This is a genomic window from Saccharothrix lopnurensis, assembly GCF_042658445.1.
Taxonomy (GTDB): domain Bacteria; phylum Actinomycetota; class Actinomycetes; order Mycobacteriales; family Pseudonocardiaceae; genus Actinosynnema; species Actinosynnema lopnurensis.
In genome coordinates this window covers 78,944-100,767 of record NZ_JBHSQO010000022.1, presented here as the reverse complement: position 1 = coordinate 100,767, position 21,824 = coordinate 78,944, and the positions used below count along the sequence as shown (strand labels likewise).

General features: G+C 74.2%; 20 protein-coding genes. 13 read left to right on the top strand and 7 right to left on the bottom strand.

The window, feature by feature from the left end; translation table 11 throughout:
- Positions 1–105: 105 nt before the first annotated feature.
- From ACFP3R_RS21680 to moeA, 4 genes are all read right to left on the bottom strand, one after another.
- Positions 106–2,550, bottom strand: coding sequence for an AAA family ATPase (locus ACFP3R_RS21680; RefSeq protein ID WP_380638185.1), 2,445 nt, complete (start codon positions 2,548–2,550; stop codon positions 106–108).
- A gap of 340 nt (positions 2,551–2,890) precedes the next feature.
- Positions 2,891–3,889, bottom strand: a complete 999-nt coding sequence (gene pssA / locus ACFP3R_RS21675) for a CDP-diacylglycerol--serine O-phosphatidyltransferase (protein ID WP_380638184.1) — start codon at positions 3,887–3,889, stop codon at positions 2,891–2,893.
- Between the two features lie 4 nt (positions 3,890–3,893).
- Positions 3,894–4,598: a phosphatidylserine decarboxylase gene (locus tag ACFP3R_RS21670; protein ID WP_380638183.1), complete on the bottom strand. Its 705-nt coding sequence runs from the start codon at positions 4,596–4,598 to the stop codon at positions 3,894–3,896.
- Positions 4,599–4,782: 184 nt separating this feature from the next.
- A complete protein-coding gene (gene moeA / locus ACFP3R_RS21665) occupies positions 4,783–5,994 on the bottom strand; it encodes a molybdopterin molybdotransferase MoeA (RefSeq protein ID WP_380638182.1) in 1,212 nt (403 codons plus the stop codon).
- Between the two features lie 54 nt (positions 5,995–6,048).
- On the opposite strand from moeA, the gene ACFP3R_RS21660 reads away from it, so the two are divergent.
- The 5 genes from ACFP3R_RS21660 to ACFP3R_RS21640 all read left to right on the top strand — a co-directional run bounded on the left by ACFP3R_RS21660 (position 6,049) and on the right by ACFP3R_RS21640 (position 11,271).
- Positions 6,049–6,693 carry an AIM24 family protein gene (locus ACFP3R_RS21660; RefSeq protein ID WP_380638212.1) on the top strand — a complete coding sequence of 215 codons (645 nt, stop codon included), beginning with the start codon at positions 6,049–6,051 and terminating at the stop codon, positions 6,691–6,693.
- Between the two features lie 80 nt (positions 6,694–6,773).
- On the top strand, positions 6,774–6,980 hold the full coding sequence (locus ACFP3R_RS21655; RefSeq protein WP_033443686.1) for a cold-shock protein: 207 nt from the start codon (positions 6,774–6,776) through the stop codon (positions 6,978–6,980).
- Positions 6,981–7,089: 109 nt separating this feature from the next.
- Complete coding sequence (locus ACFP3R_RS21650) at positions 7,090–8,307, top strand: serine/threonine-protein kinase (protein WP_380638181.1); 1,218 nt, start codon at positions 7,090–7,092, stop codon at positions 8,305–8,307.
- 216 nt (positions 8,308–8,523) lie between these two features.
- Complete coding sequence (groL, locus tag ACFP3R_RS21645) at positions 8,524–10,146, top strand: chaperonin GroEL (protein WP_380638180.1); 1,623 nt, start codon at positions 8,524–8,526, stop codon at positions 10,144–10,146.
- 624 nt (positions 10,147–10,770) lie between these two features.
- A complete protein-coding gene (locus ACFP3R_RS21640; RefSeq protein WP_380638211.1) occupies positions 10,771–11,271 on the top strand; it encodes an NUDIX domain-containing protein in 501 nt (166 codons plus the stop codon).
- A 504-nt stretch (positions 11,272–11,775) separates the two neighbouring features.
- On the opposite strand, the gene ACFP3R_RS21635 is transcribed toward ACFP3R_RS21640, so the two are convergent.
- Entirely contained in the window at positions 11,776–12,198 is a 423-nt protein-coding gene (locus ACFP3R_RS21635) for a carboxypeptidase regulatory-like domain-containing protein (protein ID WP_380638210.1), read from the bottom strand.
- A gap of 59 nt (positions 12,199–12,257) precedes the next feature.
- On the bottom strand, positions 12,258–12,863 hold the full coding sequence (locus ACFP3R_RS21630; RefSeq protein ID WP_380638179.1) for an RNA polymerase sigma factor: 606 nt from the start codon (positions 12,861–12,863) through the stop codon (positions 12,258–12,260).
- A gap of 316 nt (positions 12,864–13,179) precedes the next feature.
- On the opposite strand from ACFP3R_RS21630, the gene ACFP3R_RS21625 reads away from it, so the two are divergent.
- The 5 genes from ACFP3R_RS21625 to ACFP3R_RS21605 all read left to right on the top strand — a co-directional run bounded on the left by ACFP3R_RS21625 (position 13,180) and on the right by ACFP3R_RS21605 (position 18,363).
- On the top strand, positions 13,180–13,833 hold the full coding sequence (locus ACFP3R_RS21625; RefSeq protein WP_380638178.1) for a copper homeostasis protein CutC: 654 nt from the start codon (positions 13,180–13,182) through the stop codon (positions 13,831–13,833).
- Positions 13,834–13,926: 93 nt separating this feature from the next.
- Positions 13,927–15,204, top strand: coding sequence for an extracellular solute-binding protein (locus ACFP3R_RS21620; protein WP_380638177.1), 1,278 nt, complete (start codon positions 13,927–13,929; stop codon positions 15,202–15,204).
- Positions 15,201–16,166 carry a carbohydrate ABC transporter permease gene (locus ACFP3R_RS21615; RefSeq protein ID WP_380638176.1) on the top strand — a complete coding sequence of 322 codons (966 nt, stop codon included), beginning with the start codon at positions 15,201–15,203 and terminating at the stop codon, positions 16,164–16,166. Before ACFP3R_RS21620 ends, ACFP3R_RS21615 begins: the two co-directional genes overlap by 4 nt.
- The gene (locus ACFP3R_RS21610; protein ID WP_380638175.1) at positions 16,163–17,008 is read left to right on the top strand and encodes a carbohydrate ABC transporter permease; all 846 of its coding nucleotides are present in this window, start codon (positions 16,163–16,165) and stop codon (positions 17,006–17,008) included. Before ACFP3R_RS21615 ends, ACFP3R_RS21610 begins: the two co-directional genes overlap by 4 nt.
- Positions 17,005–18,363 carry a beta-N-acetylhexosaminidase gene (locus ACFP3R_RS21605; RefSeq protein WP_380638174.1) on the top strand — a complete coding sequence of 453 codons (1,359 nt, stop codon included), beginning with the start codon at positions 17,005–17,007 and terminating at the stop codon, positions 18,361–18,363. The genes ACFP3R_RS21610 and ACFP3R_RS21605 overlap by 4 nt, the downstream gene beginning before the upstream one ends.
- 59 nt (positions 18,364–18,422) lie before the next feature.
- On the opposite strand, the gene ACFP3R_RS21600 is transcribed toward ACFP3R_RS21605, so the two are convergent.
- Positions 18,423–18,644 (bottom strand): PspC domain-containing protein, encoded by a 222-nt coding sequence (locus ACFP3R_RS21600; protein WP_380638173.1) that lies wholly within the window; start codon positions 18,642–18,644, stop codon positions 18,423–18,425.
- 112 nt (positions 18,645–18,756) lie between these two features.
- Between ACFP3R_RS21600 and ACFP3R_RS21595 the strand changes: the two genes are divergently transcribed.
- The 3 genes from ACFP3R_RS21595 to ACFP3R_RS21585 are packed head-to-tail and all read left to right on the top strand — an operon-like array spanning position 18,757 to position 21,809.
- On the top strand, positions 18,757–19,611 hold the full coding sequence (locus ACFP3R_RS21595) for an AAA family ATPase (protein WP_380638172.1): 855 nt from the start codon (positions 18,757–18,759) through the stop codon (positions 19,609–19,611).
- Between the two features lie 19 nt (positions 19,612–19,630).
- A complete protein-coding gene (locus ACFP3R_RS21590) occupies positions 19,631–20,710 on the top strand; it encodes a vWA domain-containing protein (protein ID WP_380638171.1) in 1,080 nt (359 codons plus the stop codon).
- Positions 20,703–21,809, top strand: a complete 1,107-nt coding sequence (locus ACFP3R_RS21585) for an XdhC family protein (protein WP_380638170.1) — start codon at positions 20,703–20,705, stop codon at positions 21,807–21,809. The genes ACFP3R_RS21590 and ACFP3R_RS21585 overlap by 8 nt, the downstream gene beginning before the upstream one ends.
- The last annotated feature ends 15 nt before the right edge of the window (positions 21,810–21,824 follow it).

The window sequence follows — 21,824 nt, the reverse complement described above, 5'->3', positions numbered from 1 at the left end:
GTTCGCACCTTTCCTCCGCACCGCACCGAATGGTCCCGCCCGCCCCCGGCGTGTCGCCCGGTCCGGTGGCACGTGTCATCCGTTGGGGCGTTCCCGCGAGCCGGCTCAGCCCCCGCGCGACTCGGCGTAGGCGGCCAGGGCGGCGAGCTGCGCCGGGTCCAGCGACGGCCGGACCGCCGTCCGGGCGGCGGCCAGGTGGGCGCCCGTCACCTCCGTCGCCGACAGCGACTCCCGCATCGCCGTCAACGCGGCCTCCCGGATCAACGCCGCGCAGTCCGCCGCCGAGTACCCGTCCAGCTCCTCCGCCAACGCCGCCAGGTCCACGTCCCCGGCCAGCGGCGTGTTCCGCGCCGACGCCCGCAGGATCTCGCCCCGCGCCTCGGCGTCCGGCGGCGGCACGTACACGAGCCGCTCCAACCGGCCCGGCCGCAGCAACGCCGGGTCGACCAGCTCCGGCCGGTTCGTCGCACCCAGCACGATCACGTCGCGCAGCGGCTCGACCCCGTCCAACTCGGTCAGCAGCGCCGCCACCACCCGGTCCGACACGCCCGAGTCCGACGACTGCCCGCGCCGCGGCGCCAACGCGTCGACCTCGTCCAGGAACACCAGCGCCGGCGCCGCCTCGGCCGCCCGCCGGAACAGCTCCCGCACCGCGCGCTCCGACTCGCCCACGAACTTGTCCATCAGCTCGGCGCCCTTGACCGACAGCACGTTCAACCGACCCGTGCCCGCCAGCGCCCGCACCAGGAACGTCTTCCCGCACCCCGGCGGTCCGTACATCAGCAGCCCGCGCGGCGGCGCGACCCCGAGGCGCGCGAACGAGTCCGGGTACTGCAACGGCCACAGCGCGGCCTCGGTCAACGCCTGCTTGACCTCGACCATGTCACCGACGTCCGCCAGCGTCAGGCCGCCCGTCCGCAGCGTGTCCGAAGTGGACATCGAGATCGGCCGGACGATCTCCAGCGCGCCCAGCAGGTCCTCCTGACCCACCCGGGGCTCCGCGGCGTCCCGCTGCCGCAGCACCGCGCGCACCGCGGCCTCCCGCCGCAGCGCCACCAGGTCCGCCGCCACGAAACCGGGCGTCCGGTCGGCGACCGCGCCGAAGTCCACATCGGACTCCACCGGCACGTCCCGCAGCAGCACCCGCAGCAGCTCCGTCCGCGCCGCCCGGTCGGGCAGCGGCAGCACCAGCTCGCGATCCACCAGCTCCGGGGCCCGCAACCGCGGGTCCACGGCCTCCGGGTGCGCGCTCGTGACCACCAGCGCGACACCTTCGGGGCGCCCGCGCAACGCGTCGAGCACCACCGTCGCCACCGGCGGCGGCGTGGCGGCGGGCAACAGCGCCTCGACGTCGGTCAGCAGCAGCACGGCAGGTGCCTGCGCCGAGGCCGCCGAGACCAGGGCGTCGGCCAGCCGCTGCGCGGTGGTGTTGGCCTCCAGGACCGCGATGCTCGGCGCGGCGACCTCCACGACCACCGCCCCGGCCGCGTGCGCGACGGCCCGCACGAGCGTCGTCTTGCCGACCCCCTCGGGGCCGTTGACCAGCGTCGCGAGGCGGGGGGTCGCGCCGAGCCTGGCCAGCAGTTCCGGGTGGCTGAACGTGAGGTCGAACCACTCGGCGAGCCGCTTGGCGGCGTCCTGCTGGCCCACCAGGTCCGCGATGGGCACGGGGGGCGCGGTGGTTGTCGCGTCCTCGTCCACGTCCGGTTCGGCCGGGTCCGCGTCGAGCACGCCGGAGCCCGTCGGGTACACGCCCGCCGAGCCGATCAGGCCCGCGCCCGAACCCCTGCCCGTGGACCCCGGGCCCGCGAAACCCGGGCCCGCACCCGCCGCGCCGACACCTGCCCCGCCCGCGCCCGATCCGGTCCGGCCAACCCCGGCCGAACCCCGACCGCCCGCACCGATCCCGCCCGAGCCGATCCCACCCGGGCCGCCTGAGCCGGCCCCAACCCCGGCCGCGCCGCCGGCCCGGCCCGAGCCCGGCGCGTCACCCGTGCTCGCCCCGTCGCGCCACCCCACGACCGTCGACGGCTGCACCGCGACCGGCACCCCGGCGGGTTCGGAGGCGGTGATGGTCAGCAGCTCGTTCGTCCACGTCATGCCGATCGCGTTCGACAGTTTGCGCCTGGTCGCGCTCAGGTCCGTCCCCGGCGGCGGGGCCAGGTCCTGCGGCAGCAGGGACACCGCGTCGCCCACCATCAGCACCTTGCCGGTCAGCGCCATGCGCAGGGTCTCCGGCGCGAGCGACGTGCTCGCCAGCCGTGACCCGGCCACCACCACCCGTCGGGCAGCGGAGACCTCCACCGGGGCCACCACCACCTCGGCGCCCTCCACGACCCCGATGTTCGACAGGGTCACGTCGTCCAGCAGCACCACCCCGGGCGGGCCGTCGCCGGCGGCGGCCAGGGCCGCGCTCACCCGCGCGCCCGTCAGGCGCACCGCGTCCCACGCGCGCAGGCCCAGCGCGTCCAGCACCTCCGGGTGCAGCCGCACCACTCCGCGGCGGGTGTCCAGGGCCGAGGGGGACAGGCGGGCCGTCAGGGTGATCACGGCGTCGAGCGTAGTGCGGGGGCCGGGTTCGCACGGGTCGGACGGGGTCGGCTGGAGGTGGGCCCGGGTCGGACGGGGTCGGCTGGAGGTGGGCCCGGGTCGGCCAGGGTCGGCTGGGGAGGTAGGTGGGCCCGGGTCGGCCGGCGGCCGGGTGGGGGTGGTCGGGGGGCTGCGTGGGGGTCGTCGAGGGGGAGCGGGGGTGGACGAGAGGGGAGTGGGGGTGGGGCGTGGGGGGTGGTCGGCGGTTCCTTCATGTTCAACCGATGACCGTAACGGCGTTTCCGTACATGGTCCCGCCGATGATCACCCGATCGGGTCGGGCAAGATCAACACCAGTCCATCACGGGCGGTCGTGCCTGCGCAAACCCATGTGCCGCCACCCGCGCCGCTTGCCCTGACCCGGGCCGGGAGCCGAGCCCGAGCCCGGCCGCGGCTGGCCGTTGGTGTCCGCCACCACCTCGGTCGAGTCGATCCGCCGCGGCCGGCCAACCGCGCGCAGCGCCGCGCCCGCCACCCGCCCCCGCAGCGGCTGCCGCAACCCCAACCGCCTGGCCGCCACGCCGTGCGCCCGCTTGATCGCCCGCCGGTCGGCCGCGGGCACCTCCCACGCCTCCGGGTGCTTGGCCAGCCACCGGTACCGGCGCACCGAGTACGGCAGGTGCGTCAGGTACACCAGCATCGCCGCGATCAGCGCCGCCAGCGGGAACGTGATGATCGCCGCCGCCAGCAACCCCACGAGCACCAGCAGCGGCGCCACGAACCGCGGCGACACCCTGATCGTCTTCACCGACAGCGTCGGGATCCGGCTCACCAGCAGCATCGCCACCGCGACCGTCCACACCCCGACGACCACCGGGTCGGACCACCAGCCCGGCTGGCCCACCTGCTCGTCCACGATCAGCGGCAGGAGCAGCAGCAACCCGCCGGCCGGCGCGGGCACGCCGACGAAGAACTCCTTGGTGAACGGCGGCCGCTCGACCTCCAGCAGGGTGTTGAACCGCGCCAGCCGCAGCACCATGCACACCGCGAACACCAGCGCGATGACCCAGCCCTGGCGCGCGCCGTCGAACTTCCACACGTAGACCACGAGCGCGGGCGCGACCCCGAACGAGATCGCGTCGGCCAGCGAGTCCAGTTCCGCGCCCATCTTGCTGGTCGCGTCGAGCATCCGGGCCAGCCGCCCGTCCAGCCCGTCGAACAGCGCCGCCGCCGCGATCGCCGCGATCGCCGCGCCCCACATCTCGACGATGGCGAAGTGCACCGAGGACAGCCCCGAGCACATCGCGAGCACCGTGATGGCGTTGGGCAGCAGCCTGATGCCGGGCCCGCTGGGAGCCATCCGCTCAGCCCTCCGAGGGGAGTTCGGCGAGCACGGTCTCGCCACCGATCGTGCGCTGACCGGCCTCGACCAGCACCCGGCTGCCCGCCGGCACGTACAGGTCGACGCGGGAGCCGAACCGGATCAGCCCGTAGGTCTGCCCGGCGGCCACCTTGTCGCCCTCGGCGACCTGGCACACGATCCGCCGCGCGACCAGGCCGGCGATCTGCACGACGACCACGTCGTGCCCCTCGGGGGTGGTGAGCCACACGGCGTTGCGCTCGTTGTCGTCGCTGGCCTTGTCCAGGTCCGCGGACAGGAACTTGCCCGCCCGGTACGCCACGCGGCGCACCAGCCCGGTCACCGGGACGCGCTGCACGTGCACGTCGAACACGGACAGGAACACGCTGATCCGCGTCATCGGCACGTCGCCGAGCCCCAGTTCGGCGGGCGGCGCGGCCTCGACGACGTGGGACACGGTGCCATCGGCGGCCGCCACGGCGAGGCCGGGGCGGGTGGGGGTGGTGCGCGCGGGTTCGCGGAAGAACCACGCCACCCACGCGGTCAGGACCGCCCCGACCACGCCGAGGCGCTTGGAGCGCCGGCGCAGCAGCAGCGTCACGACGGCCGCGCCGGCCACGAACGGGCGGCCCGCGGGGTTCATCGGGGGGACGATCCCCTTGGCGAGCTGGAGGAGGTGGGAGACGGCACCACGGTTCTGGTCGGTCATGGCTCTTCCGTGTCGGGGCGGTTCCGGCCCGTCACACGCTACGCGGCCGAGCGGTCCGGCGTGCCGACCCCCGGCCGGCCCGCCCGTGCGTCCCCCGACGAAACGCACGGACCGGGCGAGCGGGGACCGTCACCAGTGTAATCCCGATCACAGCCGATGATCAACGCCGATGGGTGAACGCCGATCACCCTCCGTGAAGCATGTGCACGGTGACCTCGGCGCCCCCGGCCAGTTCCGTCACGTCCTCGGGCACCTCGATCAGGCAGTCGCTGACCGCCAGCGCCGACAGCAGGTGCGAGCCGGGACCACCCACCGGCGTCACCACCCGCCCCGACACCGGGTCGTAGGCGCCGCGCCGGAACTGCGTCCGCCCGGCCGGCGAGCCGATCGGCGAGCTCAGCCGCGCCACCGCCGTCGGCCGCGCCACCCGCGCGAACCCCATCGCCGCCCGCAGCGCCGGCCGGACGAACACCTCGAACGACACCTGCGCGCTCACCGGGTTGCCCGGCAGCGTCGCCACCGCCACCCCCCGGTACCGGCCCGCGCCCTGCGGCCCGCCCGGCTGCATCGCGACCCTGGTGAACTCCACCCCGCGCCCGGAGAGCGCGTCCTTCACCACCTCGTACGCGCCCGCGCTCACCCCGCCGGAGGTGAGCAGCAGGTCGAACGACCCGAGCCGCGGCCCGACCGCCTCGTGGAACCGCCCGACGTCGTCCGGCACGAACCGCAGCAGCTCCGCCTCACCGCCTGCCTCGCGCACCGCCGCCGCCAGCATCACGCCGTTCGACTCGTAGATCTGCCCCGGCTCCAGCGGCGCCCCCGGCCCGACCAGCTCCGACCCGGTCGACAGCACCAGCACCCGCGGCCGCCGGCGCACCGGCAGCGCGCCGAACCCCAGCGCCGCCGCCAACCCCAGCTGCGCCGGCCCCAGCCCCGCCCCCGCGGCCAGCACCACCGACCCGGGCGCCACGTCGTCCGCCGCCCGCCGCACGTTCTGGCCCGCCGCCACCGCGCGGTCCACCCGCACCGCCGACGTGCCCGCGTCGGTCCACTCCACCTGCACCACCGCGTCCGCGCCCGCGGGCACCGGCGCGCCCGTCATGATCCGGTGCGCGGTGCCCGGCTCCAGCGGCGACACGTGCGCGCGACCCGCGGGGATGTCCTGCGCCACGGGCAGCGTCACCGGCACCGCCGCCACGTCCGCCGCCCGCACCGCGTAGCCGTCCATCGCGGAGTTGTCGAACGGCGGCAGCGCGATCGGCGCCACCAGGTCCCGGGCCAGTACCAGCCCCAGGCAGTCGGCGAGGGGCGGCTCCACCACCGGCATCACGCCCACCAGCGCGGCGACGCGGGCCCGGTGGTCGGCGACTCTGATCAGCTCGGACACGTCCACCATCCTGCCCCTCCCGTGGCAGACTGCCCCGGGCGGTTGGTCGAGGCAGGGGGAACGTTGCAGGTCCGCACGCGCCACACCCCGGCTGCGGGGGTGGCCCGACTAGTGCTCGCACCGGGCGAACCGGTGCTCGTCGAGCGTTCCTCGGTGCTCGCCACCAGCTACGGGACCGCCGTCGACGTCCGCGCCAAGGCGCCCGGCGTCACCGCCGCGCTGTGCACGGCCGGCGCCGAGGGCGGCTGGGTGGACGTCGCCCCGCCGCTGCCCGGCGACCTGCACGTGCTGGAGCTGGAGGGCACGTCCGGCTGGTGCGTGTCCAGGACCGCCTGGCTCGCCTCCGCCGCCACCGCCCGCCTCGACCCCGCCGCGCCGCCCGTCCGCGCCCTCCACGGCGGCGACCACGGCGTGTTCACCTACGCCTACGGCAGCGGCCCGGTGGTGCTGTCCTGCTACGGCGCCCTCGACGTGGTCACCCTGGAGGCCGGTGAGCTGGTCACCGTCGACGCCGGGCACGTCGTGGCCTTCGCCGGCACCCTCCAGTGCCGGTTGCGCGCGGTTTCCCCCGACGCGCCCCAATCCGTGCGGAATGGCGAGGGACTGGTCCTGGACTTCGCCGGACCCGGACTGGTGCTCACCCGGACCCACAGCCCGCGCTCATTGGCCACTTGGTTGCGGGACAACGGATTCAGTACGCGCGCATGACTCCATAAGGAGGTATCGGCGGACCCCCTCGTGCCTCTAGCGTGGCGGTTTGCTCAGGGTATTTCTCAAAGGAGGACGTCTTGGCTGTCGGCACGGTCAAGTGGTTCAACTCGGAGAAGGGGTACGGCTTCATCGCCGCCGACGGCGGGCCAGATGTGTTCGTGCACTACTCGGCGATCCAGATGGAGGGTTTCCGCACGCTGGCCGAGGGCGACCGCGTGGAGTTCGAGATCCAGGCGGGCCGCGACGGCCGCAGCCAGGCGTCGGACGTCCGGAAGGCCCCGTGACCCACGCCCGGCCCGCCCCGCGGCGGGCCGGGCGGCTCACGACACCCCCGACGGGGGCTTTGCCGGGAACCCCGCGCACGTCGCGGCACGCGGACGTTAGGCTGCCCGGGTGTCGGAGGACCTGACAGGACGACGGCTGGGGCACTACCGCATCGACGGGGTGCTCGGCCGCGGTGGCATGAGCGTGACCTACCGGGCCACGGACGTCAGGCTCGGGCGCAAGGTCGCCCTCAAGGTCATCGGCGAGCACCTCACCGCCGACGCCGAGTTCCGCGAGCGGTTCGTCGACGAGGCCCGCAACACCTCGGCCATCGACCACGCCAACATCGTCCCGCTCTACGACTTCGACGAGGTCGACGGGCTGCTCTACATCGCGATGCGCCTGGTCGACGGCCAGGACCTCGCCGCGCTGATCAAGGACGGCCCGCTGCCGCCCGCGCGCACCCTCACCCTGCTCGGCCAGGTCGCCGAAGCCCTCGACATGCTGCACGGCAAGGGCCTGGTCCACCTCGACGTCAAACCCGCCAACGTGCTGGTCACCGCCAAGGAAGCCTCCCGCGAGCACGTCTACCTGGCCGACTTCGGCCTGACCAGGCGCGGCGCCACCGGCCACCGCACCCGCACCGGCGACTTCCTCGGCTCGCCCACCTACGCCGCGCCCGAGCACCTGCGCGGCGAGCCCCTCGACGGCCGCACCGACCAGTACGCGCTGGCCTGCATGCTGTTCGCCTGCCTGTCCGGGCGCCCGCCGTTCCAGGGCGGCGTGCAGGACGTCATCCAGGGCCACCTCGGCTCGGAGACCCCCTCGCTGAGCGCCCTGGTGTCGCTGCCGCCCGCCATCGACGACGTGCTGCGCCGGGGCACCGGCAAGGACCCGGCGCAGCGGTACGCCTCCTGCGTGGAACTGATCAACGCGGCCCGCGTGGCGCTGTCCGCCGCGCCCCAGACCGCCCCGCCCGCCCGGCGCCCCGACCAGGGACCCCCCGGCCCCCAGACCGGCGGCGTCCCCGCGCAGCCCTACCGGCCCCCCTACCAGCAGCACCAGCAGCAGCCCGGCTTCCTCCAGGAGCCCGTGCGGCTGCGCCCGCCCGCCCAGGTCGGCACCAGCGCGTTCACCGACACCCACAAGGGCCGGCCCGCGTGGTTCGCCCCCGTGCTCGTCGGCGCGATCGCGATCGCCGCCATCGTCGTGCTCATCCTGTTCCTCACCCCCAAGGACGAGCCGCCCAGCGGGCCCGCGCAGAGCACGAACCAGTCCATCGACGTCGGCGAGCCCACCGCCGGCCGCACGCTGCCCACCAGCGTCCCCGTCCGCACGTCCCGCTGACCTGGTCTTCTTGCACTCTCCTCCGTCGAGTGCTAAACACGGTATTGGCACTCGGGCCAGCCGAGTGCCAACACGCAGGCTGGGACGGTGAGGCAGGCTCCCCACCGGGAGCAGGTCGTCCGTCGCGGGCACCGAGCCTGGCCGAAGCACCGTGTTCCGCTGTGGGCGCGCGCCCACAGTGGCCCCATTCGCAATCAGGCGGAGGAACACACCGCAATGGCCAAGATGATCGCGTTCGACGAGGATGCCCGCCGCGGTCTCGAGCGTGGCATGAACACTCTCGCCGACGCCGTCAAGGTGACGCTCGGCCCCAAGGGCCGCAACGTCGTGCTCGAGAAGAAGTGGGGCGCGCCGACCATCACCAACGACGGCGTCTCCATCGCCAAGGAGATCGAGCTCGAGGACCCCTGGGAGAAGATCGGGGCCGAGCTCGTCAAGGAAGTGGCGAAGAAGACGGACGACGTCGCCGGTGACGGCACCACGACCGCCACCGTGCTCGCCCAGGCCCTGGTCCGCGAGGGCCTGCGCAACGTGGCCGCGGGCGCCAACCCGCTGGGCCTCAAGCGCGGCATCGAGCAGGCCGTCGAGGCCGTCATCGAGCAGCTGCACAAGACCGCCAAGGAGGTCGAGACCAAGGAGCAGATCGCCGCCACGGCGTCCATCTCCGCGGGCGACTCGACCATCGGTGAGCTCATCGCCGAGGCCATGGACAAGGTCGGCAAGGAAGGCGTCATCACCGTCGAGGAGAGCAACGCGCTCGGGCTCGAGCTTGAGCTCACCGAGGGCATGCGCTTCGACAAGGGCTACATCTCCGGTTACTTCGTGACCGACCCGGAGCGGCAGGAGGCGGTCCTCGAGGACCCGTACGTCCTGCTCTACGGCTCCAAGATCGCCACGGTGAAGGACCTGCTCCCGCTGCTGGAGAAGGTCATGCAGTCCGGCAAGCCGCTGCTGATCATCTCCGAGGACGTCGAGGGCGAGGCCCTGGCCACCCTGGTCGTCAACAAGATCCGCGGCACCTTCAAGTCCGTCGCCGTCAAGGCCCCGGGCTTCGGCGACCGCCGCAAGGCCATCCTCCAGGACATCGCCACCCTCACCGGTGGCCAGGTCATCACCGAGGACGTCGGCCTCAAGCTGGAGAACGCCGACCTGTCGCTGCTGGGCAAGGCCCGCAAGGTCGTCGTCACCAAGGACGAGACCACCGTGGTCGAGGGCGCGGGTGACGCCGAGCAGATCCAGGGCCGCGTCAACCAGATCCGCGCCGAGATCGAGAAGTCGGACTCCGACTACGACCGCGAGAAGCTCCAGGAGCGCCTGGCCAAGCTCGCGGGTGGTGTCGCGGTCATCAAGGCCGGCGCCGCCACCGAGGTCGAGCTCAAGGAGCGCAAGCACCGCATCGAGGACGCGGTGCGCAACGCCAAGGCCGCCGTGGAGGAGGGCATCGTCGCCGGTGGTGGCGTGGCCCTGCTGCAGGCCGCCGAGGCCGCGTTCCAGGGCCTGAACCTGGAGGGCGACGAGGCCACCGGTGCCAACATCGTCAAGGTCGCCGTCGAGGCGCCGCTGAAGCAGATCGCCGTGAACGCCGGCCTCGAGGGCGGCGTCGTGGTGGAGAAGGTCAAGGGCCTGCCCGTCGGCCACGGCCTCAACGCCGCCACCGGTGTCTACGAGGACCTGCTCGCGGCCGGCGTCCCGGACCCGACCAAGGTCACCCGCTCGGCGCTGCAGAACGCCGCGTCGATCGCCGCGCTGTTCCTGACCACCGAGGCCGTCGTCGCCGACAAGCCGGAGAAGGCGGGCAGCGCCCCGTCCGTCCCGGACGCCGGCGGCATGGACTTCTGATCGACTCCACCTGATCCGATCCCGTTCCGGTCCTCTCGACCGGGGTGGGGTCGGGCCGGAGTCGGATTGGTTCGGACCGGCTCGGTCGGGTCGTGGGAATGGCGACCGGATCGGTGGGTTCGACCGGTGAGAAGGTTGAGAAGGGCTCGGTTCGCTTCGCGCGAACCGGGCCCTTTCTCGTTATGTTCGGTGGGGTGGAATTGTCGGGTTGTGCGGGAGGGTCGGACACTATCGGGTGATTCCTGCCCGAGAATGTACGGAAACGGCGTTATCGATCTCGGTTAGAGAAATCGACGCCCGAACCACCCCGGTACGACCGCGAGTCCCTCGTTCCGGGGTGCGGGGCAGAACGAGCGGCGGAGAGCGCGGGGAGAGTGCGAGAGCACGGGGAGAGTGCGGAGTGCGGATGAACGCGGACCGCACCGGACAGCCGACTTGGCCGGTCTCGCTGGACACCCCCTGGGGACGCTGTCCCCGGCGGCGTGCGTGCGGTCGGTCGGAGGAGGGGGTTGCATTGGGAGCGGTCGTGAGGGATCACTCGAAGGTGGTGCGTATGCCGGTCGGGCACGTGGGCCGGGTCGGCGGTGTGTCCGGTGTGGCCGGTGCGCTGATCGGCGCGTGCTGATGGCTCACCGGCACCTGGTGGACGTCCACGTGGCGCTCGTGCGCGACGACGGCCGCGTGCTGCTGAGCCTGCGGCGTGATCGGGATCCGCGGTTCGACGGGAAGTGGCACCTGCCGGCCGGGAAGGTCGAGGCGGGTGAGTCGCTGTCGGCCGCGGCCGTGCGGGAGGTCGCGGAGGAGATCGGGGTCGTGGTGCGGGAGGTGGACCTGAAGTTTGTTCACCTTGTCCACGCGGTCGCGCCGGGGGTCGAGGCGCGGGTGGGGGTGTTCTTCGAGGTGCGTGAGTGGGTGGGGGAGCCCGTGGTGCGCGAGCCCGACCGGTGTTCGGCGGTGGGGTGGTTCGCGGTTGGTGCGCTGCCCGGGGAGCTGCTGGAGTACGCCGCTGTCGGGTTGCGGGCCTTGGGGGCGGCAGGGGCGACGGTGGGGATGGCGGGGGACGCAGGGGCCGGGGCTGCCGGGGCCGGGGTGGCGGGGTTGTTCACCGTCCACGGCTGGGCGTGATCAGGCCCGGGGCTGGCGGTGGCGAGTCGGCTCGGGTGGGGAAATCCCAGGTGAGAGCACGAGGCGGGACCAGCGGGCGGGCGTAGGGCGCGAGGGCCGGGCGCGGACCAGACAAAGGTCGGGCGAGGGTCGGGCGCAGCGCGCGGGTCTGGCGGGCGGGCGTGGGGTGCGGGGTGCCGGTACAGCTGGCGGGCACGAGGCGTGAGGCCAGCGGGCGGGTGCAAGGCCAGCAGGCGGGCACGGGGCACGAGCACAGCAGGCGGGCGCGGGCCCGGTGGGCGGGCGCGAGGCACGAGTGCAGCCGGTGGGACCAGGACGCGGGCCCGGCGGGTGACGCGGGGCACGGGCGCGAGGCACGGGTGCAGCCGGTGGGCGCAGAGCGCGGGCCCGGCGGGCAGGCGCGAGGCGCGAAATCAGGGCCCGGGTGCAGCAGGCAGGCGCCGGGCACAGGGACACGGGAACCAAGGCGGGAACGAGCGGCAGGGGGCAGGGCCCCGCCGACCACTACAACATGATCGTGGGCGTCACGACCGTCCGGCCCGGCTCGCCCCGCGAGTTCACCAGGTGCACCACGATCTGCGTGGTCCCGGCGGGCACGTCGGACAGCACGAACCGCCCCCCGTCGTCCGCCGTGGTGGTGCTCGACTCGTGCTCGGCCACCCGCACCTCGACCGTGTGCTCACCCGCGGGCACCAGCCAGCCGTCTATGCGGTGCCGGGCGCCGGTCGAGGTGAAGTTCACCATCAGGGTCAGGTTGTCCACCGTGAAGGTGATGGTGCCGGGACTCCCGCCGCGCACGCCGGCGAACGAGCCGGCCCGCTCCCAGCGGGCCACCTCGACGTCCAGGTTCTCCAGGGCGACCGCGAACCTGATGCGTTCCACGAGCCCCGCCGGGGGCGGGTCCAACTCGTACACCAAACGGTTCAGTTCAGTGAGGACAGCGGTGTCCTCTTGTCCTCTGCGGTCATCGCGCGGGTCGATGTCGTTCACCGCGATCCTCCTTCCGCGTCGAGATGTGCGCGCAACGCGGTCAGGCACCGACCCCTGGTCGGGCCGATGCTGCCGCGCGGCATGGACAGTGCTTCGGCTACCGCGCGGTACTCCGCCCGCCCGGCCAGCACGGTGAGTCGCAGGAGCTCCTGGCACCTCTGCGGCAGCCGCCCGAACGCCCGCCACAACCGGTGGTCCCGGTCGTCGACCAGGGCGGCGTCCTCGGGCAACCCGTACTCGCTCTCCAGTTGTTCCGCCAGCTCGTCGTTCAGCGAGGCTTCCCGCCGGCTGGGCGTCCAGGTGCGCTGGGCCTCGCGGCGCGTCGTCACGACGAGCCACCCCGCCAGCGCGCGGGGTTCGACCAGGCGGTCCAGGTGCCGCAGCAGCGCGAGCCACACCGTCTGCACCACGTCCTCGGCGGTGCTGCGGTCCAGCCCGTGCCCGCGGGCGATGTGCCACACGAGGGGGGTGAGGTCGGCGATCAGCACGTCCAGCGCCCTCCGGTCGCCGTCGCGCGCGGCGATGACGCAGGCGGCGTGCCGGTCCGTCCCGTCCAGGCCCTCCCAGGGTGGGCGCTCACCGGCCGTGCGGAGTTCTCCCACGTCCTCACCTCCTCCTCGCGTCCCCCGTCCGAAGTCGATCGTCACACACCTTCACCACCGTCGCGGCGGCGGCCCGCGATGCCCCCCTCGCACCGCGGACCGCCGTTCCCCCCTGGAGCGGCGTCCGATCGGCACCCCTCGAAGCCGATCGACCGCCTCCCCTCCCCCAGAGCTCCGGCTCACCCCGCCCGGTTCGCGGTCGCGGTGAGGAACCGTCATCAGACAAGGAGTGAGTAGTTCTACGCTGGATACACGGCCGGCCGTTGACAGTTGACTTCCCCCGCCCACCGCCCGGTGGCTCGCTATGGTCCAGACCATGTTGGAAGTCATCGCGCTGCACGCCGCCGACGCCGAGGCCGCCCAGGCCGGCGGGGCCGACCGCCTGGAACTGACCGTCGACATGGCCGCGGACGGGCTGACGCCGCCGGTGCCCGTGCTCCGCGACGTCCTCGGGGCCACCGACCTGCCGGTCCGGGTGATGCTGCGGGACGCGCCCGGGTTCGCCCCCGGCGACCTCGGCCGCCTGCGGCGCGACGCCGCGGCGCTGCGGGCGGCGGGCGCCTCGGAGTTCGTGCTCGGGTTCCTCGACCACCGGGCGAAGGTCGACGTCGCGGCGTGCGCGGAGGTGCTCGCGGAGCTCGACGGGTGCGCCTGGACGTTCCACCGGGCGCTGGACAACTCCGCCGACCCCGAGGCCGCGTGGGGCGTGGTCGGGGACCTGGGCTGCGACACCGTGCTGGCCGCGGGCAGCCCGCGCGGGGTGGCCGACGGGCTCGGGGTCCTGGAGCGGCTGGCCGCCCGGCGGGACGGCGTCCGCCTGCTGGTCGGCGGCGGGCTGAAGACCGGGCACGTGGCGCCGCTGAAGGCCGTCGGGGTGACCGCGTTCCACGTCGGGAGCGCGGTGCGCCCGGCGGGCTGGGACGCGCCGCTGTCGGCCGACGCCGTCCGCCTCTGGGCGGATCTGGTCTAGACCGCCTGCCGATTCGGCCATAGCATCCCCGTTGCTTCCCTTGAAATAGTCGTTGCACAGGACGCAATGCATCCTGAAGAAGAGGTGGCGAGGATGCGGTTCGCAGTAGCAGCAGCAGCCGTGGGCGCGGTCGTGCTGGCCGGGTGCGCCCCGGTCCAGTCGGGTCCGGCCCCCACCGGCGCCGACGAGCAGACCGGCCAACTCCGGGTCTGGTTGTTCGACGAGGTCAACCGGGGCCCCAAGGAAGCGGTGGTGAAGGAGGCCGTCACCGAGTTCCAGGACGCGCACCAGGGCGTCACCGTCGACGTCCAGTACATCCAGGTGCAGACCCGCGCCGAGCGCTTCAAGGCCGCCTTCAGCGATCCGCCGAGCGCGCCCGACGTGGCCGAGTTCGGCAACACCGACCTCGCCGGGTACGTCGCGGGCGGCGGGTTCGCCGAGATCGACGTGAACGGGTGGGACGAGGGCAAGGACCTGCTGCCCGCCGTGCTCGACACCGGCGAGGTGGACGGCAAGGTCTACGGCGTCCCCTGGTACGTCGGCGTGCGCGCCCTCTACTACCGCACCGACGTCTTCCAGGAGCTGGGCCTCCAGCCGCCCGCCACGCTCGACGACATCGCGCCGCTGGCCCGCCGCGTCCGCGAGGCCAGGCCCGACCTGCTCGGCATCTCCGCGGGCGGCAAGTACACCTACGGCGCCATGCCGTTCGTGTGGGCCAACGGCGGCGACATCGCCCGCCGGGAGGGCGGCGGGTACGTCTCCACCATCGACAGCGCCGAGTCCAAGGCCGGCCTGCGCCAGTACACCGAGCTGATCGCCGACGACATCTGCCCGCCCGCCCAGTGCGCCGGCAACGGCGGCGACGCCAGCGTGGAGGCGTTCCGCGCGGGCAAGGCCGCGATGGTCGTCGGCGGCGACTTCAACCGCAGGTCCGTCGACGCCTCCAGCGCCGCCGGCAAGTACGCCGTGGTGCCGCTGCCCGGCAAGACCCCCGGCTCGATCGCGCCCGCGTTCGCCGGCGGCAACCTGCTCGGCGTGCTCAACGGCTCCCAGCGCAAGAGCCTGGCCACCGAGTTCGTCCGGCTCCTCGGCGGCAAGACCTACCAGCGCAAGATGTTCGACGCCATGGGCAACCTGCCCACCTTCGGCGACGTCCAGCGGGAGGTCGCCGAGGCCAACCCGGTGCTGGAGCCGTTCATCCGCACCCTGGAGGCGGGCACCAGGTTCGTGCCGGTCACCCCGGACTGGGCCAAGGTCGACGCCCAGGCCGTGCTGCCCAACCTGCTCCAGGAGGTCGCCGCGGCCGGGGAGGACCTCGACACCGTGGCCAGGTCGGCGGCCGACGAGATGAACGCCGCGTTCGGTTCATGACGGCCGGGACCACCGCCGCGCGGGAGGCGGCTGCCCGGCCGGCCCCCGCCGGGCAGCCCCCGGCGCGCGGGAGGGGGAGGGGGAGGCGGGGCGACGGGCGCGCCGCGGTCGCCTACCTCGCCCCGGCGCTGCTGGTGCTGGTCGGGCTCATGGGCTACCCGATCTACCAGCTCGTGCTGATCTCGCTCTACGACTACGGCCAGGAGCAGGTCAGCGGGGGCGCGGCGCTGGAGTTCCTGGGCCTGGGCAACTACGGGGCCCTGGTCGCCGACGACCGGTTCTGGGCCGTGCTCGGGCAGACCGTCGGGTTCGCGGCGGTGTGCGTGGTGGGGACCCTGCTGGTCGGCGCCGCCCTCGCGGTGCTGGCCACCAGGGTCCGCACCTGGGCCCGGACGGTGCTGTTCCTGGCCGCGCTCGGCGCCTGGGCCACGCCCGCGGTCGCCGGGTCCACGATCTGGCTGTTCCTGTTCGACGCGAACCTGGGCTTCGTCAACGAGCTGCTCGGCACCACCGGGTTCTCCTGGACCTACGACCGGTGGGTCGCGTTCGGCCTGGTCGCCGCGCAGGTGGTCTGGTGCTCGTTCCCGTTCGTCCTGGTCACCCTGTACGCGGGCATCAAGGCCATCCCCGGCGAGGTGCTGGAGGCGGCGGCGCTGGACGGCGCGTCCACGCTGCGGACCGCGACCAACGTCATCCTGCCCCTGCTGCGGCCGCTGCTGATCGTGGTGACCATCCAGTCGATCATCTGGGACTTCAAGGTGTTCACCCAGATCTACGTGATGACCAACGGCGGCGGCATCGCCGGGCGCAACCTCGTGCTCAACGTCTACGCCTACCAGCAGGCGTTCGCCGCCTCCGAGTACGGGCTGGGCGCGGCGATCGGCGTGGTGACCACGGTCATCCTGCTGCTGGTCACCGTCGGCTACCTGCGGGCGCTGCGGCGGAGCGGGGAGGTGCTGTGAACCGGGGTGTGTCCAGGGGGATCGCCGAGACCGTCACGGTCGTGGTGGCCGCGGTGGTCGCGTTCCCGCTGTACTGGATGGTGCTGACCGCGCTCAAACCCGAGGCGGAGGTCATCTCGGCCGACCCGCGGCCGTGGACGCTCGCGCCCACGCTCGACAGCTTCGCGCGGGCGCTGACCGTGCAGAGCTTCGGCCGCTACTTCCTCAACAGCCTCGTGGTCGCCGTCGCGGTGGTGCTGCTGAGCCTGCTCATCTCGTTCCTGGCGGCCACCGCGCTGACCCGGTTCCGGTTCCGCGGCCGCACCACCATGCTGGTGATGCTGCTGGTGGTGCAGATGGTGCCGGTGGAGGCGCTGACCATCCCGCTGTTCTTCGTGATGCGGTCGGTGCGCGACGTGGCGCCCGTGTTCGGGCTCAACCACCTCGGCTCGCTCGTGCTGGTGCACCTGGCGTTCAGCCTGCCGTTCGCGATCTGGATGCTGCGCGGGTTCGTCGCGGCCGTGCCCGTCGAGCTGGAGGAGGCCGCGACCCTGGACGGCGCGTCCCGCTTCCGGTTCCTGTGGCAGGTGCTGTTCCCGCTGGTGGCGCCCGGTCTGGTGGCGACCAGCGTGCTGTCGTTCATCCACGCGTGGAACGACTTCCTGTTCGCCAAGACCTTCATCATCTCCGCCGCGGAGAACCAGACGCTGCCGCTGGCGCTCCAGGTGTTCGTGAAACCCGACCAGAACGACTGGGGTGCCATCATGGCCGGGTCGACGCTGATGACGATCCCGGTGCTGCTGTTCTTCATCCTGGTGCAGCGGCGGCTCGTCGCGGGCCTGGCCGGGGCGGTGAAGTCGTGACGCCGCTGCTGCCGCGCCCCGTCTCCTGGACCGCCGACGGGACGGAGGTCGACTTCCGCGGCGACTTCCGGGTCGAGCGCGTCGCCGGGCCGGCCGAGGGCTACCGGCTGTCCGTGACGCGCGCGGACGGCGTGCGGGTCCAGGCGTCCGACGCGGCCGGCGAGTTCTACGCCCGGCAGGCGCTGCGGCAGCTCAGCGGCCCGGCCGCGTTCCGGGCGGTGCCGCCGGGACCGGTGCGGCTGCCGGTGTGCGAGGTGGTCGACCACCCGCGGTTCGCGTGGCGCGGCGCGATGCTCGACGTGGCGCGGCACTTCCTGCCCAAGCACGACCTGCTCCGCTACGTCGACCTGCTCGCGGTGCACCGGCTCAACGTGCTGCACCTGCACCTGACCGACGACCAGGGCTGGCGGTTCGAGTGCCGGCGCTACCCGCGCCTGCACGAGGTCGGCGGCTGGCGCGCCGACTCGCGGTTCGGCGACCGCCGGTCGGGCGGCACGACCGGGCGGCCCCACGGCGGCCACTACACGCAGGACGACCTGCGCGAGGTCGTGGCCTACGCGGCGGCGCGGCACGTCACCGTGGTGCCGGAGATCGACGTGCCCGGCCACAGCCAGGCCGCCATCGCCGCCCACCCGGAGCTGGGCGCGTCCGGCGGTCCGGTGTGGACGGACTGGGGGATCAACCCGAACGTGCTGCGGGCCGACGAAACCGCCGTCGACTTCTACCGGCACGTGTTCGACGAGCTGCTGGAGGTGTTCCCGGGCGAGGTCGTCGGCCTGGGCGGCGACGAGGCCGAGGGCGGCGACGGGCGGTTCGTGCGGCGCATCGCCCAGCACCTGGTCGCGCGCGGCAGGCGGCCCTTCGGCTGGGACGAGGTGCTGGACGCCGGTCCGCTGCCGGCCTCGACGGTCGTCGCCTCGTGGCGCGGCGAGGAGCCCGGCCTGCGGGCCCTGGAGCGCGGCCACGACGTGGTGATGTGCCCGGAGGAGCACCTCTACCTGGACTACCGCCAGTCCGACCACCCCGACGAGCCCATCCCGGTCGGCACCGTCACCACCCTGGCCGACGTGTACCGGTACGAGCCGGCGGCGGCGGACCGGGTGCTCGGCGCGCAGGCGAACCTGTGGACCGAGCACCTGGACTCGCCCCGGCGGCTGGACTACGCGGCGTTCCCCCGGTTGAGCGCCTTCGCCGAGGTCGTGTGGAGCCCCCCGGACCGCGACGAGGCCGAGTTCCTCGCCCGGCTGACCGAGCACCACCTGCCGCGGCTCGACGCGCTCGGCGTCGAGTACCGACCCCTCGACGGCCCCCGACCGTGGCAGGCGCTCCCCGGTGTGCCGGGCTTCCCCCGGTGATCCCCCGACGGTGATCCCCGACGGTGATCCTCGGCGCCCCCCGGTCCGGGGTCGCGGGGCTAGTCCTCCTCGGGCACGAGGAACCAGCACGCCAGGTACAGCACCGCGCCCGCGCCGAACCCGAACAGGGTCGCGGCGACCAGCAGTATCCGCAGCAGCGCCGCGTCCACGCCGAGGAGCTTCGCGACACCGCCGCAGACGCCCGCCAGCATCCGGTCGCCCCGGCTGCGGCGGAGCTTCCTGACCTTGTCCGTGGCCTGGTCGATCACGTCGTTCGTCATGGCTCAAGGGTGCGGGACCGGGGCCGCCCGCACATCGGGGACCGACCCTGGTCCCGTCTCGGGGCCGCGTCCCCGAGGACACGGGGTCGCACCCGCCCCTACCCTCGGTGTCGTGACGCCCGACGAGCTGGCCGAAGCCCTGGACCGCGTCGACTACCTGCCCGACCCGGGCCTGGCGACCGCCGCCTTCCTCGCCCTGCGGACGCGCCGCCCGCTGTTCTGCGAGGGCGAACCGGGCACCGGCAAGACCTCGCTGGCCGTCGCCCTGGCCCGCGCCCTGGACCTGCCGCTGATCCGCCTCCAGTGCCACGAGGGCATCGACGCCGCCCAGGCCCTCTACGACTGGGACTTCCCGCGCCAGCTGCTGCACCTGCGCGCCCTCGAAGCGGCGGGCCCGGTGGACGCCGACGCCGCCGAGGCGTCCCTCTACGCGCGGCGCTTCCTGCTCGCCCGCCCGCTGCTCCGGGCGCTGGAGGAGGCGCCGTGCGTGCTGCTGGTCGACGAGGTGGACCGGGCCGACGACGAGTTCGAGGCGTTCCTGCTGGAGGTGCTGGACGAGAACGCGGTGACCATCCCCGAGCTGGGCCGCGTCGCCGCCGCCACCCCGCCGCTGGTGGTGCTGACCTCCAACCGCACGCGCGAGGTGCACGACGCGCTCAAGCGCCGCTGCCTCTACCACTGGCTGGAGCACCCGGACCTGGCGCGGGAGGTGGCCGTGCTGCGCCGCAGGCTGCCCGGGGTCGACGAGCGCCTGGCCACGCAGGTCGCCGAGGCCGTGCGGCGGCTGCGGGAACTCGACCTGGTCAAGCCGCCGGGGGTGGCGGAGTCCCTGGACTGGGCGGCGGCGCTGCTCGCCCTGGGCCGCACGGAGCTGGACGCGGAGAGCGCCGCCCTCACCCTCGGCGCGGTCCTGAAGTACCGCGAGGACACCCGGCGCGCCCTTTCGGCCGGTGTGCTCGCCGGGTGATCCCGCGCACAATCGGGGGATGACCGACACCGGCGTGCCGACCGGGCTCGTGGGGTTCGCCCGCGCGCTGCGGCACGCCGGCGTGCCGTGCGGGCCCGACCGGACGCGGGCCTTCGTCGAGGCCCTCGGCCACCTCGACCTGACCGCCGCGCACGTCTACTGGGCGGGCCGGCTCACCCTGTGCTCCGAACCCGACGACCTGCCCCGCTACGACGCCGCGTTCACCGCCTGGTTCGGCGGCGGGCCGCCGCGCCCGCCCTCCGCCCGCACCCGGCGCGCCGGCCGGCTCGCCGCCCTCACCACCGGCACCGGCCGGTCCGGGCGCCCGCCCACCCTGAAGGTCGCCGCGAGCGACGCGGAGGTGCTGCGGCACCGGGACATCGCCACGCTCGGCCCGGCCGAGAAGAGGCACCTGGACGAGCTGCTGGCCGCCCTGAGGCCCGTCCCGCCCCGGCGGCGGACCCGGCGCGCCGAACCCGCCCGCCGGGGCGACCCGGACCCGCGCCGCACCCTGCGCGCCATGCTCGCCACCGGCGAACCGGTCCGGCTCGCGCGCCGCCGCCGCGCCGAACGGCCGCGCCGGGTCGTGCTGCTCATCGACGTCTCCGGCTCCATGAAGCCCTACGCGGACGCGCTGCTGCGGTTCGCCCACGTCGTGGCCCGCGCGATGCCCGTCGAGGTGTGCACGCTCGGCACCCGGCTCACCCGCGTCACCCGCCAGCTGCGCCACCGCGACCCCGGGACGGCCCTGGCCGCCGCCGCGCGGGCCGTGCCCGACGCCGAGGGCGGCACCCGGCTCGGCGAGACGCTCCAGGTGTTCCTGGACCGGTGGGGGCAGCGCGGCGCCGCGCGGCGGGCCGTCGTGGTGATCTGCTCCGACGGGTGGGAGCGCGGCGACCCCGCGCTGCTGGCCGAGCAGGTGGCTCGGCTGTCCCGGCTGGCCCACCGGGTGCTGTGGGTCAACCCGCACGCGGGCCACGACGGGTACCGGCCGGTGCAGTCCGGCATCGCCGCCGCCCTCCCGCACCTGGACCGGCTGCTCGCCGGCCACAGCCTCGACACCCTGCGGGAACTGCTGGAGGAGGTTCGACTTGCGTGACGTCCTCGCCGAACTGGCCCGTCGCGTCGAACGGGGGGAGACCGTCGGCGTCGGCACCGTCGTGGCCACGTTCAGCTCCGCGCCCCGCCCACCCGGCGCGGCCATGCTCGTGGGCGCCGACGGCGAGGTGGTCGGCAGCGTGTCCGGCGGCTGCGTCGAGGGCGCGGTCTACGAGCTGGCGCGCCAGGTGGTCGCCGACGGCCGGCCGGTGCTCCAGCGCTACGGGGTGAGCGACGACGACGCGTTCTCGGTCGGCCTGACCTGCGGCGGCATCCTCGACGTCTACGTGGAGCCGGTCGGCGCGGACACCTTCCCCGAGCTGGCCGAGGTGGTCGGCGCGGTGCGGGCGCGGGAGCCCGTGGCCGTGGTCTCGGTCGTCGAGCACCCGGAGTGGGTCGGTCGCCGCCTGGTGGTGTGGCCGGACCGGGTGAGCGGCGACGTGCCCTCCGCCCGCGCCCGCGACGCCATCGCCGACGACGCCCGCGGCCTGCTCGCCGGCGGCCGCAGCGGCACCCTGCGCTACGGGCCCGACGGCCAGCGGCGCGGCGAGGGCCTGACCGTGTTCGTCAACTCCTTCGAGCCGCCGCCCCGGATGCTGGTGTTCGGGGCGATCGACTTCGCCGCCGCGGTCGCGCGGCTCGGCGCGTTCCTCGGCTACCGCGTCACGGTGTGCGACGCGCGGCCGGTGTTCGCCACGCGGACCCGGTTCCCCGGGGCGGACGAGGTGGTCGTGGACTGGCCGCACCGCTACCTCGCCGCGCAGGCCGAGGCCGGGGCGGTCGACGGGCGCACGGTGGTCGCGGTGCTCACCCACGACCCGAAGTTCGACGTGCCGCTGCTGGAGGTCGCGCTGCGGCTCAAGCTCGGCTACGTCGGCGCCATGGGCTCCCGCCGCACCCACGACGACCGGCTGCGCCGCCTGCGCGAGGCCGGCGTGGCCGAGGACGACCTCGCCCGGCTGTCCTCGCCGATCGGCCTGGACCTCGGGGCCCGCACGCCCGAGGAGACGGCCGTCTCGATCGCCGCCGAGATCGTCGCCCTGCGCTGGGGCGGCGGCGGCGACCGGCTCAGCCGGACCGAAGGCGCGATCCACGGCTGACGACCGGGGGGTTGT

Coding starts and splice junctions, on each gene's coding strand:
- ACFP3R_RS21670 (WP_380638183.1), bottom strand. CDS start 4,598: ATGACCGACCAGAACCGTGGTGCCGTCTCCCACCTCCTCCAGCTCGCC.
- pssA (WP_380638184.1), bottom strand. CDS start 3,889: ATGGCTCCCAGCGGGCCCGGCATCAGGCTGCTGCCCAACGCCATCACG.
- groL (WP_380638180.1), top strand. CDS start 8,524: ATGGCCAAGATGATCGCGTTCGACGAGGATGCCCGCCGCGGTCTCGAG.
- ACFP3R_RS21590 (WP_380638171.1), top strand. CDS start 19,631: ATGACCGACACCGGCGTGCCGACCGGGCTCGTGGGGTTCGCCCGCGCG.
- ACFP3R_RS21600 (WP_380638173.1), bottom strand. CDS start 18,644: ATGACGAACGACGTGATCGACCAGGCCACGGACAAGGTCAGGAAGCTC.
- ACFP3R_RS21620 (WP_380638177.1), top strand. CDS start 13,927: ATGCGGTTCGCAGTAGCAGCAGCAGCCGTGGGCGCGGTCGTGCTGGCC.
- ACFP3R_RS21615 (WP_380638176.1), top strand. CDS start 15,201: ATGACGGCCGGGACCACCGCCGCGCGGGAGGCGGCTGCCCGGCCGGCC.
- moeA (WP_380638182.1), bottom strand. CDS start 5,994: ATGGTGGACGTGTCCGAGCTGATCAGAGTCGCCGACCACCGGGCCCGC.
- ACFP3R_RS21640 (WP_380638211.1), top strand. CDS start 10,771: ATGGCTCACCGGCACCTGGTGGACGTCCACGTGGCGCTCGTGCGCGAC.
- ACFP3R_RS21625 (WP_380638178.1), top strand. CDS start 13,180: ATGTTGGAAGTCATCGCGCTGCACGCCGCCGACGCCGAGGCCGCCCAG.